Here is a 14086-nt window from a genome sequence, read left to right on the forward strand (position 1 = left end):
CGTAGGTTACTCGCGTTCGATGCGAATGACTTGGGGCGGCTCGGCAATAAGACCATCCCCCATTATTTTTTCGAGGGCGGAGCGGATCGAGGCCTCCGTCGCCGCATAGGTGATGAGCACCAGCGGGACCGGGGTGCCGGACCGTCCATGGGGATCCTTGCTCGCTGCGGTTTCCGAGCGCTTCTGGAGAATGCTCTCGAGCGAAATGTCCGCCTCGGCCATGCGTGTCGCCACGCCTGCGGCAACGCCGGGGCGGTCATGGACGGTGAGGCGAATGTAGTAGCCGCCCTCGTGGCGCTGCATGGGCGCGCGGGGCGCCGTTTCCAGCTGGTCGATGGGTGCGCCGAAGAGCGGCTGCACCTTGCCGGTCGCGACATCGGCGATATCCGCCACGACGGCGGAGGCCGTGGCATCGCCGCCGGCTCCCGGGCCGATCAGGGTCAGCTCGCGGACCGCATCGGCATCGATTGTGACCGCATTCGTCACGCCCATGACCTGGGCGATGGAGGACGTGCGGGGCACCATGGTCGGGTGGACGCGCTGCTCAATGCCGGTCTTGGTGCGCTCGGCAACGCCAAGGAGCTTGATGCGGAAGCCCAGCTCCTTGGCCATGGTAAGGTCGAGCGGGGCAATGGAGGAGATACCCTCCACATAGATCGCTTCCGCGTCGATCTGCGTGCCAAAGGCGAGGCTGGTGAGGATTGCAAGCTTGTGGGCGGTGTCGAAGCCTTCGACGTCGAAGGTCGGATCGGCCTCCGCGTAGCCGAGGCGCTGGGCGTCCTTGAGGCATTCCTGGAAGGTCAGGCCTTCCAGCTCCATCCGCGAAAGGATGTAGTTGCAGGTGCCGTTGAGGATGCCGTAGAGGCGCGAGATCCGGTTGGCCGGCAGGGCTTCGCGCAGGGTCTTGATGACCGGGATACCGCCCGCGACAGAAGCCTCGAAGGCGAGCGACACGCCCTTCTCTTCCGCCAGCTTCGCCAGTTCGAGCCCGTGCTTGGCGAGCAGCGCCTTGTTGGCCGTCACCACGTGCTTGCCATGGGAGAGTGCCGTGCGCACCGTCTCCAACGCCGCCCCGTCCGCGCCGCCGACGAGTTCGACGACGCAATCCACGTCGGTTGCACCGGCCAACTCCACGGGATTGTCGAACCACGTGAAGCGCGTGAGGTCGAAGCCGCGGTCCTTGGACCGGTCACGGGCCGAAATGGCCACGACCTGAACGGCCTTTCCACCGCGCTGGGCGATGGCCTCATTCTGGCGGTCGAGGATGCGAATGACCGATGCGCCGACGGTGCCGAGGCCGGCAATACCAACCCGAAGGGGACGTGTCACGAACAGCAGCTCCTTGAAAATCTTGGGCTGCTTTTACGACCGCCAGAGTTTCATGTCCATGCGGAGCGGAACCCCGGTCACAGGCATCGGCATCAATTCCTGCGGGCAGGATCAGACCCGCCGGACCATCGGCACAACGTTGTGGAGGGTCTGGTCGGCGCTGTCGAAGAATTTGCGGATGTTGCGGGCGGCCTGGCGGATGCGCTGCTCGTTTTCCACGAGGGCGATGCGCACGTAATCGTCGCCGTGCTCACCGAATCCAATGCCGGGCGCAACCGCCACATCGGCCTTCTCCACCAGGAGCTTGGAGAATTCCAGGCTTCCCATGGGGCGGAACTTCTCGGGGATCTGCACCCAGGCGAACATGGACGCGGTGGGCACCGGCACGTCCCAGCCTGCCTTGGCGAAGGAATCGACCATCACGTCCCGACGGCGCTTGTAAGTGGCGCGCATCTCGCGGATGCAGTCGTCCGGCCCATTGAGAGCAGCCGTGGCCGCCACCTGAACCGGCGTGAAGGCGCCGTAATCCAGATAGGATTTCACCCGGGCGAGAGCCGCCAGGAGCCGCTCGTTGCCCACCGCGAAGCCGATGCGCCAGCCGGCCATCGAGAAGGTCTTGGACATGGAGGTGAACTCCACCGCCACGTCTATGGCGCCGGGCACCTGAAGGATCGAGGGCGGCGGGTTGGTCTCATCGAAATAGACTTCCGAATAGGCCAGGTCCGACAGCAGAATCAGCTCGTGCTTCTTCGCGAAGGCCACGAGGTCTCGGTAGAAGTCGAGGGAGGCCACATAGGCGGTCGGGTTCGACGGATAGCAGACAACGAGCGCCACGGGCTTCGGAATCGAATGCGCCACGGCCCGCTCGGCAGCGACGAAAAAGTCGGGGGTCGGCTCGGCCGGAACGGACCGGATGACGCCGCCGGCCATGAGGAAGCCGAAGGCGTGGATCGGGTAGCTCGGATTCGGCACCAGGATCACGTCGCCCGGCTCCGTGATCGCCTGGGCCATGTTGGCGAAGCCCTCCTTGGAGCCAAGCGTCGCCACCACCTGGGTGTCCGGGTTGAGCTTCACGCCGAAGCGGCGCTCGTAGTAACCGGCCTGAGCGCGGCGCAGGCCGCCGATGCCCTTGGAGGCCGAGTAGCGGTCGGTCCGGGGCTTGCCCACGGTCTCGACAAGCTTGTCGATGACGTGCTGCGGGGCCTGGAGGTCCGGATTGCCCATGCCGAGGTCGATGATATCCGCGCCGTTGGCCCGGGCCGCGGCCTTGATCCGGTTGACCTGCTCGAAGACGTAAGGCGGAAGGCGCTTGATCCGGTAGAAATCAGACATGGTTCTCGTCCCCGAGCGGAATCACATCATTCCGTATAGGCACTAAGGCCTTCTGTTGGAATTCGTCTTCTGGCGCGTCTGCTGCGACGTGTTGGCCGGGAGCCTCACGGGCTCGGGCGGCGGAGTCTTGCCCATCTCTGCGGCCGCAGCACCCGCAGCCTCATTGCGCGACCGCAACGCATCGAGCTCCGCCTCCGCGGCTTTGATCTCCTCCGCCGTGCGCGCCGGTGTCGGACGCTCGGGAACAGGCGTTCCGATCGGCATGTAATCGAGAGTCGCCGGCCTTGAGCGTGCCACGAAATCAGGCGTCGGCGCTACCTGGGGACCGGCCCCGAGGGACGTGGCCACATCCCGCACGGGATTGCTGTTGCAGCCTGCCACCGCGGCGGCCGTGAGCATGATCAGCGCAAAGGCCGGTGCGCGAGGGATCGAAAGGGGCTTCATACGCATTTCTGATACCTAAGGATGGCAACATGACTCTGGCAAACCCAGCGTTCCAAACGCTAGGATGTCGGAAGTGCAGCCCGAGGGCAATGTTGCTGCGATAGAGGGAGATCGCCTTATGGACAAGCCATTTGGTGAAGAGAAGACCCAAGGCCCCACCCCGGACTTCGAGGCACTCTCCCATAACGTCGCGCGGTTCATCGAGGGTGCCGGCAAAGCAGCCGCCGCCTATCTCAAGCCTGTCCAGGAAGGCAAAACCCTGTCCGAGCCCCCGGGCGACACATCGGAGGCGATCAAATCCCTGACCCGGGTGGCCGAAGCCTGGATGACCGACCCGCAGCGGAGCCTGGAGGCTCAGACCCGCCTCGGCACCCAGTTCATGAGCCTGTGGGCTTCGACCCTGAAGCGCGCCCAGGGTGAGCCCACCGAGCCGGTCGCCGAGCCCGAGCCCAAGGACAACCGCTTCAAGGACCCCGAATGGTCCGAGAATCCGATCTTCGATTTCCTGAAGCAGGCCTACCTCATCTCCTCCCGCTGGGCGGAGGACCTGGTGGAGAATGCGGACGGCCTCGATGAGCGGACGCGCCACAAGGCGCAGTTCTATCTCAAGCAGCTCTCAAGCGCCCTCTCACCCTCCAATTTCCTGCTGACGAACCCCGAACTCATCCGTGAGACCCTGCGCGAGAACGGCGCCAATCTGGTGCGCGGCATCAGCATGCTGGCCGAGGATATCGAAGCCGGTGGTGGCGAGCTGAAGATCCGCCAGTCCGATCCGAGCAATTTCAGGATCGGAGTCAACATCGCCAATACCCCCGGCAAGGTGATCTTCCGCAACGAGCTCATCGAGTTGATCCAGTATGCGCCTGCGACCGAGAAGGTTCTCAAGCGGCCGCTGCTGATCGTGCCGCCGTGGATCAACAAGTACTACATCCTCGATCTCAACCCGGAGAAGAGCTTCATCCGCTGGGCAGTCGCGCAGGGCCTGACTGTCTTCTGCATCTCATGGGTGAACCCGGCCGAGCAGCACGCGGAGAAGGGCTTCGAGCACTACATGCGCGACGGCATCTTCGCGGCGCTGGACGCGATCGAGCAGGCGACCGGCGAAAAGAAGGTGACGGCGATCGGCTACTGCGTCGGCGGGACCCTGCTCGCGACGACCCTGGCCTACATGGCCGCCAAGCGGGACAAGCGCATCGACAGCGCGACGCTGTTTACCGCGCAGGTGGACTTCACCCATGCAGGCGATCTGAAGGTGTTCGCCGGGGAGCAGGAGGTCCAGAGCCTGGAAGCCTCCATGAAGAAGCGCGGCTATCTTGAAGGCGCGCGCATGGCCAACGCCTTCAACATGCTGCGGCCCACCGATCTGATCTGGCCCTACGTGGTCAACGTCTACATGAAGGGCAAGGCGCCGCTCCCCTTCGATCTTCTCTACTGGAACGCCGACTCGACGCGCATGCCGGCGGCCAATCACGCATTCTATCTGCGCAACTGCTACCTCGAGAACAAGCTCGCGCAGGGCGAGATGGAACTGGCGGGCGTGAAGCTCGATCTGAAGAAGGTGAAGGTGCCGATCTTCAACCTCGCCACCAAGGAAGACCACATCGCCCCTGCCCGCTCGGTCTTCGAGGGCTCGAAAGCCTTCGGCGGACCGGTCCATTACGTGCTGGCCGGGTCGGGGCACATCGCCGGCGTCGTCAATCCTCCGGGAAAGCCGAAGTACCAGTTCTGGACCGGTGGTCCGGTCGAGGGCGAGTTGGAGGATTGGACGAAGCAGGCCGCTGAGACGCCCGGCTCCTGGTGGCCCTATTGGTTCGAGTGGATCAAGGCTCAAGGGCCCAAGATGGTGCCGGCGCGCGAGCCCGGGGGCGGCAAGCTGGAGCCCCTCTGCGATGCGCCGGGAACCTACGTTCTCGCGAAGTCCTGAAGCCTCGAGCGCTTTCTCAGACGGAAAAAAAGAAAGGCCGGCTTTCGCCGGCCTTTCGCTTTGATCGTCGATGAGAGGATCAGTACTTGCGGACGATCGGAGCGGCCGGGATGGCGACGGCCGGGTTGTCCCAGCGGTAGCGCAGGCCAACCGACACGATATCGACGCTTGCATCCACGTCGGCCACGAAGGGCAGGCCCTCGTAGTCCTGGTGACCCGGAAGGATGCGGATATCCGTCTCCTTCGCGAAGATGTGCGTGTAGGCGACGTCGAAGGTCAGTTTGTCGTTCCACTGGTAGCTGGCGCCGACCGATGCCCAGATGCGATCATTGTCGGGCAGGCGTGTGGAGCGGACGTCCGTGTCGATCGGCGACTCCTCGTAGGCCACACCAGCGCGCAGCGTCAGCTGGTTGTTGAACTTGTAATCGAAGCCGAGGGAGTAGAAGTAGCCGTCATCGTAGTTGAGCGGGAGGTCGGTCACGACCACGCCACCCGGACCGGTGACCAGAGGCGTCTCGAGAACGCTCCAGTTCGTCCACTCGAAGCCGGCATGCACGGTCAGGGCCGGCGTGATGGCCTGGGAGATGCCGATGGTGAGCTGGTCCGGCGTGGTCAGGTCGGAGCTGATCGGGATCCGGCTGCCGGGAGCGGTCACCGTTCCCTCGAGCTCGTGGTCGATCCGCGAGCGATAGCCGATGCCGATCGAGGTGCCTGCGAACGGCGTGAGGGTCACGCCGGCCGTGAAGCCGAAGCCGATATCGTCACCGTCGAGGATGACGCTGGGAGCGCCCGGCGTGACGGCAGCGGCCCGCTTGAGGCGGATGTCGAAATACTGGAGGGACGGACCGGCCGCGACGGACAGCCAGTTGTTCACCTTGATGCCGAGGACAGGGTTGACGTTCAGGGAGAACACCTTGGACGAGCGCGAGTAAACCTGACCGGCCCAGTTGTCCCGCGGATCCGTCACGAGCCCGTAGGGCGAAGTGGTGGACAGACCAACCCAGAGCATGTCGTTGATCTGGTAGGAATTGTAGCTCGCCGGAACGATGGCATCCTGGCCGATATCGCCGGATGCGCCGAACGCGAAGGTCGGCACGGACGGCAGCGGGTTGATGTCAACGCGCGGTACGATGAGCGACAGGCTCGCCTCGGTGTTCCAGCCCGGCATCATCGTGATGACGGCCGGGTTCCAGAACATGGAGGACAGATAGCCCGAACCGGATGCTGCGCCGGCGAACGAAAGCCCCTGAGCAGTAGCGCTCTGCTCGCGGATGCCGAAGGCACCGGCTTGGGCGCCGCCCTGAGCGGCGACGAGGGCTGCCAGCGAGACTGCAGCCAGGGTCAAAGAACGAGAGAGACGGCTCATGGAGTTTTCCTGCCCATTTGCTTCTTGTGCGGGCGAATCCCGCCTTGGGCACAATCTGCCAATGCTTAAATTTCGCCGCAATCTGATTATGAGACCACGTCCGGTTGTTAAGAAGTCATAAACCTTGCGTATTTGCTCCGATCAATACTTGAATGCACTTGGAGATTTTCTTAGCACAATAAAGTATGGACCAATGGTTCATATATAAACAAATGTATTGACGGCTAATCGCCGGCTGTCATCTAACCCCTCCGAGAGCATGGATATCGCGCACTTTGTAGGAGCTCGTGGCAAAACAGCAACATATTTACGCCCAGAACATGCATTGTAGCGGAGCGGATTCGCGCCAATTATGCACATGCCGCAACGAGAGGAGCGTTTGATGAAGTTGGTGAGATTTGGGGAAGCGGGACAAGAGAAGCCCGGGTTGGTCGATGCCCAGGGGCAGGTTCGTGACCTGTCGGGTCTCGTTCCCGACATCACCGGAGCGACATTGTCCTCGGAGACCTTGAACCGCATCCGTCAGGCCGACCCGTCCAGCCTTCCGGTTGCGCCCTCTGGGCAGCGCCTGGGCGCCTGCGTGGGCCAGGTGCGCAATTTCATCGCCATCGGGTTGAACTATGCCGACCATGCCGCCGAGACAGGCGCGGCCATTCCGGCGGAGCCCATCGTGTTCAACAAGGCGCCGTCCTGCATTGTCGGGCCCAATGACGACGTGATCATCCCCCGCGGATCGCAGAAGACCGACTGGGAGGTCGAGCTAGCCATCGTGATCGGCGAGCGCGCGTCGTATATCGGGGCCAACGAGGCGCTGGATTTCGTCGCCGGCTACTGCGTCTGCAACGACGTCTCCGAGCGTGAGTTTCAGATCGAACGCGGCGGCACCTGGACCAAGGGCAAGGGCTGCCCGACCTTCGGGCCCCTTGGCCCCTGGCTCGTGACCAAGGATGAGATCCCCGACCCGCAGAACCTCTCCATGTGGCTCGACGTGAACGGCGAGCGCGTGCAGAACGGCTCGACCAAGACCATGATCTTCAACGTGGCGCAGATCGTGTCTTACGTCTCGCACTTCATGATCCTGGAGCCCGGCGACGTGATCACCACCGGCACCCCGCCCGGCGTCGGCATGGGGATGAAGCCGCAGCGCTTCCTGAAGGCCGGCGACGTGGTGTCGCTCGGCATCGAGGGCCTCGGCGAGCAGCGCCAGCGCTTCGTCGCCTTTGAGGGCAATGCCGTGGATACCAGCAAGAGCTGGAAGGGGCATTAGCTCCAGCAGGAAAAACGCCTATTCATGTGATGGCTGGGCTTATCCCGGCCATCTCTGTTTGAAAGGCGCTGCGCCTCTCACGAATGAGATCACCGGCACAAGGCCGGTGGTGACAATCATAGCGACACTGCTCTTCAAATCAGCCCGAGCATCAGCTGAATGTTCTGCACCGCCGCCCCCGAGGCTCCCTTGCCGAGGTTGTCGAGGCGGGCGACCAAGAGCGCATGGCTGTAGCTGTCGTGCTGGAAGACGAAGAGCTCCAGCCGGTCCGTGTCGTTCAGGGCCTCCGGCTCGATGCGCTCGATCTTCTTGCCGTCCCGGATCGTGGGCACCACGCTCACGAGGCCACCGTCCTTGTAATGGCCCATGAGTGCCGACTCGAGATCGGCAGCCTTCGGCTTGCCCGGAAGCATGTCGAGGTGGAGCGGCACGCTCACCAGCATGCCCTGCCGGAAATTGCCCACCGAGGGAATGAAGATCGGACGCCGGGTCAGGCCGGTGTACTTCTGCAGCTCGGGCACATGCTTGTGCTCGAAGCCGAGGCCGTAGAGCTCGAAGGAAGGCGCCGTGCCGGCCTCGTAGGACTCGATCATAGAGCGCCCGCCGCCGCTGTAGCCGCTCACCGCATTCACGCTGATCGGATAATCGGCCGGCACGAGGCCGGCATCCACGAGAGGCCGGATGAGCGCGATGGCGCCGGTCGGATAGCAGCCCGGATTGGCCACCCGGTCAGCATTGGCAACGGCTTTCCGTTGCGCGGAATCGAGCTCCGCGAAGCCATAGGCCCAGCCGGGGCTCACCCGATGGGCCGTGCTGGCATCGAGAATGCGGGGCTTGTGTCCGCTCAGGCCGTCCACGAGGCTCACGGTCTCCCGGGCCGCATCGTCGTGGAGGCACAGCACCACGAGATCGACCTCGGCCAGGATCTCGCGCTTGGCCGCCGGGTCCTTGCGCCGCGCCGGATCGATGCTGCGGATCGCGACGCCGGGCACGTCCTTCAGGCGCTCACGGATGCCGAGGCCGGTGGTGCCCGCCTCCCCGTCGATGAAGACGGTCTTCGTCTGCTGGCTGAGGCCCGTTGATCTGTCGAGGGTCGAGGTCATGGTCGATCCAATCTGTCGTCGAGGCTGAGATAGGGCCAAGCGCACAGGCCCCACAAGGTTTCAGGAAAAAGAAAAGCCGCGCAGAGGGCGCGGCTGGCAGACGAACGGACAGGCAGCCGTCATCGCAGGCGCGCAGGCGCGGCGGACAGGCTACGTCGGATGTCTGAAACGATGATCATGGGCCGATCTATGAAGCCATACAGCCTGGCTTGTCAAGAATTGCGGCCGACGAGAGCTTCCGGAACCCTCGTGCGCCGGCGCGGTTGCATCCGGAATCTCGGACAACAGGCAGGCGGCTCCAATGGCAGGCACGGCGAAGAAGACGAACCCCAAGCTCTGGGAGACGGTGAAGGCAAAGGTCACGAAGAGCGCCAAGGGCGGCAAGGCGGGCCAATGGTCGGCCCGCAAGGCCCAGATGGCTGTGGCCGAGTACAAGAAGGAAGGCGGCGGCTACGAGGGCAGGAAGACCTCGGACAACCACCTCAAGCAGTGGGAGCAGGAGGATTGGGGCACGAAATCCGGCCGGAAGAGCCGGGAGACGGGCGAGCGCTACCTGCCGGCCAAGAGCCGTGATGCGTTGACGGACGGCGAGTACAAGCGGTCGTCGGACAAGAAGAGAGACGACACCCGTAAGGGCAAGCAGTTTTCGAAGCAGCCGCGCGACGTGGCAAAGAAGGCCGCTGCCGCACGCAAGAGCGCAACCCGGAGCGGCGCTTCGTCCACCACCAAGGCCCAGCTCATGGAGCGTGCCCGCAAGCGGGATATCCCGGGCCGATCGCGGATGAGCAAGGCGGAGCTGGAGCGTGCCTTGACGTAGAGCATCGTGCCGACCCGAAGGGTCGCGCCCGGCGATGCCGTCTTTCACAAAGAAAGCATCGGATGCAAAAAGGGCGGCCCGAGAGCCGCCCTTTTCGAATGATTGGCTGAAGGAGCCTTAGCGCTTCGAGAACTGGAAGCTGCGGCGGGCCTTCTTCTTGCCGTACTTCTTACGCTCGACGACGCGCGGATCGCGGGTCAGGAAGCCTTCCTTCTTGAGCGGGCCGCGAAGCTCCGGCTCATAGTAGGTCAGTGCCTTGGCGAGGCCGTGACGGACCGCGCCGGCCTGGCCGGACAGACCACCGCCGTCGACGTTGACGGTGATGTCGTACTGGCCTTCGCGCTGGGCGATCTGGAGCGGCTGCGCCAGGATCATGCGGAGCACGGGACGGGCGAAATAGACCTCGGCCGTGCGGCCGTTGATCACGATCTTGCCAGAGCCGGGCTTGATCCACACGCGGGCAACCGCGTCCTTGCGCTTGCCGGTGGCATAGGCGCGCCCGAGCGAATCGAGCTTCTGGACGTGCTTCGGAGCTTCCGGAGCGGTGGTCTGGGCGTTTTCACCCAGATCGGCGAGAGACTGAAGGGTCGCCATGGATTAGGCCCTCACGTTCTTGCTGTTGAGGGCCGCGACGTCCAGGACTTCCGGCTGCTGAGCGGTATGAGGATGCTCAGTGCCGCCATAGACGCGCAGGTTGCCCATGATCTGACGGAAAAGCGGGCCGCGGGGGAGCATGCGCTCCACAGCCTTCTCGACCACGCGCTCCGGGAAGCGGCCGTCGAGAATGAAACGCGCGGTGCGCTCCTTGATGCCGCCCGGATAACCGGTGTGATGGTAGTACACCTTCTGCTCGCGCTTGCGGCCGGTGAACACCACCTTGTCGGCGTTGATGACGATGACGTTGTCGCCGCAGTCGACGTGGGGCGTGTAGTTCGGCTTGTGCTTGCCACGCAGGCGCATGGCAACCACGGACGCGAGACGGCCCACAACGAGGCCCTTCGCGTCGATCACAACCCACTTCTTCTCGACCTCGGCGGGCTTCAGCGAAGTCGTAGTCTTCATTGCGCTGTATCCCGTTGGAGCCCTGGGGCTCAGGTTCTGAAAACGACAAACCGCCACGAAGTGCGGCGGCTAGTGAGGGCTGTTTAGTGTTTTCAGACAAGCAAGTCAACCGGAAATGGGCAGCCCTGCCTCGCCAGAAATATCAAAGAAAACATATACTTGTGCTTATATGGTATTAAAACACCACATATGTGGTATCTTAGCACCGCATCTAGTCGCGGCATTTCGGCAAAGACTATGCTTGGCCGTAACTCTGAGGCACAATGAGCCTATACCAATAACAAGGGGCTCTCCATGGCTGATGCACTGATCTTCTTCACGAATCCCATGTCGCGCGGCCGCATCGTGCGTTGGATGCTGGAGGAAACAGGCTGCGCCTACCGCACCGAGATTCTGGGTTTCGGGCCGGACATGAAAGCCTCCGGGTACCGCTCCATCAACCCGATGGGCAAGGTGCCGGCCATCCTCCACGAGGGGACGGTCGTCACCGAGGCGGCGGCGATCTGCGCCTACTTGGCCGATGCCTTCCCCAATGCTAGGCTGGCGCCGCCTCCGGGCGATCCCCGCCGGGGCACCTATTACCGCTGGATGTTCTTCGCTGCCGGTCCGGTGGAGGCGGCCGTGAGCAACAAGTCGCTGGGCTTCGAGGTGCCGTCCGAGCGTCAGGGCATGGTCGGCTACGGCTCCATCGAGGACGTTCTGAACGCGCTGGAATATGCGGTATCCCAGTCCGAATACATCGCCGGGGATCAGTTCAGCGCCGCCGACGTCTATGTGGGCTCGCAGATCGGCTGGGGCATGATGTCTGGATCGATCGAGAAGCGGCCAGCCTTCGAGGCGTACTGGAACCGCATCGGCAACCGTCCGGCCTCTCTCAAAGCCCGCGCGATCGACGACGCACTCCTGCCGCCGAAGGCTTAAACCGGTTTTTTGCTTCAGCGGCGGTCCGGAATCGAATATGTCCCGGTCGCATGGCAGACCACGTCGGCGCTGCCTTCGGAGAAGATCGACACCTCGCCCACCGCCAACCGCTTGCCCAGCTTCAGCAGGCGACAATCGGCAATGAGGTCGCGCTGCTCGGGCTTTCTCAGGAAGTTGAAGTTGAGGCTCGTGGTGACGGCGAGGGCCACCGGGCCGATATGGGCGAGAATCGCCACGTAGAAGGCAAGATCCGCCAGGGTCATCATGGCCGGCCCCGAGATCGTCCCTCCCGGCCGGATATGGCGCTCGTGATAGGTCATCCGCATCCGGGCCGAGAGAGGCCCGACCTCGTCCACGAAGTAGGTCTGCCCGCCCATGTGGATCTGGGGGAACTCACGGTCGAGAAAGGCCGCGAGTTCGTCTCGGGTCATGATGGGATGGTGCGATGCCATGAATGTGCGATGCTCATTGAACTGCCCTGCCCTATCCCATACGTTCCCTTCATGAATCACGACAATTATCCGAACGATTACATCCGCGGCATCCTCAACAGCGTGAAGACCATCGCGCTGGTCGGCGCCTCGCAGAACCCGGCGCGCCCGAGCTGGATCGTCACCAAGTACCTGCTGGAGCGGGGCTACGACGTGATTCCGATTAATCCGGGGCTGGCCGGCACCGAGCTTCTGGGCAAGACGGTCTACGCCTCCCTGAAGGACGTGCCCGTGCCGATCGACATGGTCGAGGTGTTCCGCAACTCCGAGGCCGCCGGGCCCATCGCGGACGAGGCGCTGTCGCTCGACCCGCTGCCGAAGGTTCTCTGGATGCAGCTTTCCGTGCGCAACGACGAGGCGGCCGCCAAGGCCGAAGCGAAGGGCCTGCAGGTGGTCATGGACCGCTGCCCCAAGATCGAGTTCGGCCGCCTCTCAGGCGAGATCTCCTGGCAGGGCGTCAACTCGCGGATGATCAGTGCGAAGAAGCCGGTCCTGTCGGGGAAGGGCTTCCAGAAACTCAGCCTCAATCGACCGTAAGCCGGAGCGGCAGCCTCGCGTCCGCCGCCTTGACCGGAAGAACGTTTCGTTCTTTATAGAGAACAGAACGTCGTTCTTGAGAGGAAGAGGCCGCTGCCATGTCCGACCGTCTGCCAGGTTTCAACACGCTCGCCATCCATGCCGGAGCGGCCCCCGATGCAGCCACTGGCGCGAGGGCCACGCCGATCTATCAGACGACCTCCTTCGTCTTCGACGACGTGGATCATGCCGCCTCCCTCTTCGGGCTTCAGGCCTTCGGCAACATCTATTCCCGCATCGGCAACCCGACCTGCGCGGTTCTCGAGGAGCGCGTCGCGGCACTGGAAGGCGGCACGGCGGCTCTGGCGGTCGCGTCTGGCCACGCGGCCGAGTTCCTGACCTTCCACACCCTGCTCCAGCCCGGCGACGAGTTCATCGCAGCCAAGAAGCTCTATGGCGGCTCGATCAATCAGTTCAACCACGCCTACAAGAACTTCGGCTGGAATGTGGTCTGGGCCGATTCGGACGATCCGTCCTCCTTCGAGGCCGCCATTACGCCTAAAACCAAGGCGATCTTCGTCGAGTCCATCGCCAATCCGGGCGGCGTGATCGTGGATCTCAAGGCCATCGCGGCCATCGCCAAGAAGCACCGCATCCCATTCATCGTCGACAACACGATGGCGTCCCCCTACCTGATCCGCCCGTTCGAGCACGGGGCCGACATCATCGTGCATTCGGCGACCAAGTTCCTCGGCGGCCATGGCAACTCCGTGGGTGGCGTCATCGTGGATGGCGGCACGTTCAACTTCGCCGGCGACGACCGCTACCCGATGCTCTCCAAGCCGCGGCCGGAATATGCCGGCATGGTGCTGGGCGAGACTTTTGGGAATTTCGGCTTCGCGATTGCGTGTCGCGTGCTCGGCCTGCGCGATCTCGGACCGGCGCTCTCGCCCTTCAATGCCTTCCTGATCCTCAACGGCATCGAGACCCTGCCCCTGCGCATGCAGCGCCACTCGGACAATGCGCTTGCCGTCGCCGAGCATCTGCAGGGCCACAGCAAGATCTCGTGGGTGAGCTACCCCGGCCTGCGCTCGGACCGCTACCATAACCTCGCACAGGAATACTGCCCCAAGGGCGCCGGAGCGGTGTTCACCTTCGGCCTGAAGGGCGGCTATGAGGCCGGCGTGAAGCTGGTGTCGAACCTCAAGCTGTTCTCGCACCTGGCCAATATCGGCGACACCCGGTCCCTGGTGATCCACCCGGCCTCGACCACGCACCGCCAGCTCACGGACGAGCAGAAAACCCAGGCGGGTGCTGGCCCGGAGGTGGTGCGCCTGTCCATCGGCCTCGAGGACACGCAGGACCTGATTGACGATCTGAACCAGGCCCTGGATGCGGCGTAAGCCGCGCCCTGCACTCTACCACTCACCTTGTCATGGCCGGGCTCGTCCCGGCCATCTCGCTTTGAAGAGTGCCGCGCCTTTCCAATCGAGATCACCGGCACAAGGCCGGTG

Annotated in this window: 14 protein-coding genes; 6 read left to right on the top strand and 8 right to left on the bottom strand. The window is 63.6% G+C overall.

Annotated features, from left to right (window positions below; translation table 11 throughout):
• Positions 1-6: 6 nt before the first annotated feature.
• The 3 genes from MA07_RS15400 to MA07_RS15410 form a co-directional block, all read right to left on the bottom strand.
• Complete coding sequence (locus MA07_RS15400; protein ID WP_036352612.1) at positions 7-1329, bottom strand: homoserine dehydrogenase; 1323 nt, start codon at positions 1327-1329, stop codon at positions 7-9.
• Positions 1330-1440: 111 nt separating this feature from the next.
• A complete protein-coding gene (locus MA07_RS15405; RefSeq protein ID WP_036352616.1) occupies positions 1441-2661 on the bottom strand; it encodes an LL-diaminopimelate aminotransferase in 1221 nt (406 codons plus the stop codon).
• 42 nt (positions 2662-2703) lie between these two features.
• Positions 2704-3105: a hypothetical protein gene (locus MA07_RS15410; protein ID WP_200879383.1), complete on the bottom strand. Its 402-nt coding sequence runs from the start codon at positions 3103-3105 to the stop codon at positions 2704-2706.
• Between the two features lie 118 nt (positions 3106-3223).
• Here MA07_RS15410 and phaC point away from each other — a divergent pair, with 118 nt between their 5' ends.
• The gene (phaC, locus tag MA07_RS15415; protein WP_036352620.1) at positions 3224-5029 is read left to right on the top strand and encodes a class I poly(R)-hydroxyalkanoic acid synthase; all 1806 of its coding nucleotides are present in this window, start codon (positions 3224-3226) and stop codon (positions 5027-5029) included.
• Positions 5030-5108: 79 nt separating this feature from the next.
• On the opposite strand, the gene MA07_RS15420 is transcribed toward phaC, so the two are convergent.
• On the bottom strand, positions 5109-6395 hold the full coding sequence (locus MA07_RS15420) for an outer membrane protein transport protein (RefSeq protein WP_036352623.1): 1287 nt from the start codon (positions 6393-6395) through the stop codon (positions 5109-5111).
• A gap of 382 nt (positions 6396-6777) precedes the next feature.
• On the opposite strand from MA07_RS15420, the gene MA07_RS15425 reads away from it, so the two are divergent.
• Complete coding sequence (locus tag MA07_RS15425) at positions 6778-7662, top strand: fumarylacetoacetate hydrolase family protein (RefSeq protein ID WP_036352626.1); 885 nt, start codon at positions 6778-6780, stop codon at positions 7660-7662.
• A gap of 134 nt (positions 7663-7796) precedes the next feature.
• Here the strand turns inward: MA07_RS15425 and argC are convergent, their stop codons facing one another.
• Complete coding sequence (gene argC, locus MA07_RS15430; protein WP_036352629.1) at positions 7797-8765, bottom strand: N-acetyl-gamma-glutamyl-phosphate reductase; 969 nt, start codon at positions 8763-8765, stop codon at positions 7797-7799.
• A gap of 301 nt (positions 8766-9066) precedes the next feature.
• Between argC and MA07_RS15435 the strand changes: the two genes are divergently transcribed.
• Positions 9067-9582, top strand: coding sequence for a hypothetical protein (locus MA07_RS15435; RefSeq protein WP_036352632.1), 516 nt, complete (start codon positions 9067-9069; stop codon positions 9580-9582).
• 117 nt (positions 9583-9699) lie between these two features.
• Here the strand turns inward: MA07_RS15435 and rpsI are convergent, their stop codons facing one another.
• Both rpsI and rplM read right to left on the bottom strand, forming a co-directional pair.
• Positions 9700-10176 (bottom strand): 30S ribosomal protein S9, encoded by a 477-nt coding sequence (gene rpsI, locus MA07_RS15440; RefSeq protein WP_036352635.1) that lies wholly within the window; start codon positions 10174-10176, stop codon positions 9700-9702.
• A 3-nt stretch (positions 10177-10179) separates the two neighbouring features.
• Positions 10180-10644, bottom strand: coding sequence for a 50S ribosomal protein L13 (gene rplM / locus MA07_RS15445; protein WP_036352638.1), 465 nt, complete (start codon positions 10642-10644; stop codon positions 10180-10182).
• Between the two features lie 294 nt (positions 10645-10938).
• On the opposite strand from rplM, the gene MA07_RS15450 reads away from it, so the two are divergent.
• Positions 10939-11565, top strand: a complete 627-nt coding sequence (locus tag MA07_RS15450; protein ID WP_036352641.1) for a glutathione S-transferase family protein — start codon at positions 10939-10941, stop codon at positions 11563-11565.
• 14 nt (positions 11566-11579) lie between these two features.
• Here MA07_RS15450 and MA07_RS15455 read toward each other — a convergent pair whose 3' ends face one another.
• Positions 11580-12017 carry a PaaI family thioesterase gene (locus MA07_RS15455; protein WP_036352643.1) on the bottom strand — a complete coding sequence of 146 codons (438 nt, stop codon included), beginning with the start codon at positions 12015-12017 and terminating at the stop codon, positions 11580-11582.
• 51 nt (positions 12018-12068) lie between these two features.
• Here MA07_RS15455 and MA07_RS15460 point away from each other — a divergent pair, with 51 nt between their 5' ends.
• A complete protein-coding gene (locus tag MA07_RS15460) occupies positions 12069-12593 on the top strand; it encodes a CoA-binding protein (protein ID WP_036352771.1) in 525 nt (174 codons plus the stop codon).
• A gap of 98 nt (positions 12594-12691) precedes the next feature.
• Positions 12692-13975 (top strand): O-acetylhomoserine aminocarboxypropyltransferase, encoded by a 1284-nt coding sequence (locus tag MA07_RS15465; RefSeq protein ID WP_036352646.1) that lies wholly within the window; start codon positions 12692-12694, stop codon positions 13973-13975.
• Positions 13976-14086: the final 111 nt, after the last annotated feature.

The sequence above is a fragment of the Microvirga sp. BSC39 genome (assembly GCF_000739015.1).
Classification (GTDB): Bacteria; Pseudomonadota; Alphaproteobacteria; order Rhizobiales; family Beijerinckiaceae; genus Microvirga.

Coding starts and splice junctions, on each gene's coding strand:
- phaC (WP_036352620.1), top strand. CDS start 3,224: ATGGACAAGCCATTTGGTGAAGAGAAGACCCAAGGCCCCACCCCGGAC.
- argC (WP_036352629.1), bottom strand. CDS start 8,765: ATGACCTCGACCCTCGACAGATCAACGGGCCTCAGCCAGCAGACGAAG.
- rplM (WP_036352638.1), bottom strand. CDS start 10,644: ATGAAGACTACGACTTCGCTGAAGCCCGCCGAGGTCGAGAAGAAGTGG.
- MA07_RS15450 (WP_036352641.1), top strand. CDS start 10,939: ATGGCTGATGCACTGATCTTCTTCACGAATCCCATGTCGCGCGGCCGC.
- rpsI (WP_036352635.1), bottom strand. CDS start 10,176: ATGGCGACCCTTCAGTCTCTCGCCGATCTGGGTGAAAACGCCCAGACC.
- MA07_RS15435 (WP_036352632.1), top strand. CDS start 9,067: ATGGCAGGCACGGCGAAGAAGACGAACCCCAAGCTCTGGGAGACGGTG.
- MA07_RS15425 (WP_036352626.1), top strand. CDS start 6,778: ATGAAGTTGGTGAGATTTGGGGAAGCGGGACAAGAGAAGCCCGGGTTG.
- MA07_RS15460 (WP_036352771.1), top strand. CDS start 12,069: ATGAATCACGACAATTATCCGAACGATTACATCCGCGGCATCCTCAAC.
- MA07_RS15455 (WP_036352643.1), bottom strand. CDS start 12,017: ATGGCATCGCACCATCCCATCATGACCCGAGACGAACTCGCGGCCTTT.
- MA07_RS15420 (WP_036352623.1), bottom strand. CDS start 6,395: ATGAGCCGTCTCTCTCGTTCTTTGACCCTGGCTGCAGTCTCGCTGGCA.
- MA07_RS15465 (WP_036352646.1), top strand. CDS start 12,692: ATGTCCGACCGTCTGCCAGGTTTCAACACGCTCGCCATCCATGCCGGA.
- MA07_RS15405 (WP_036352616.1), bottom strand. CDS start 2,661: ATGTCTGATTTCTACCGGATCAAGCGCCTTCCGCCTTACGTCTTCGAG.
- MA07_RS15410 (WP_200879383.1), bottom strand. CDS start 3,105: ATGAAGCCCCTTTCGATCCCTCGCGCACCGGCCTTTGCGCTGATCATG.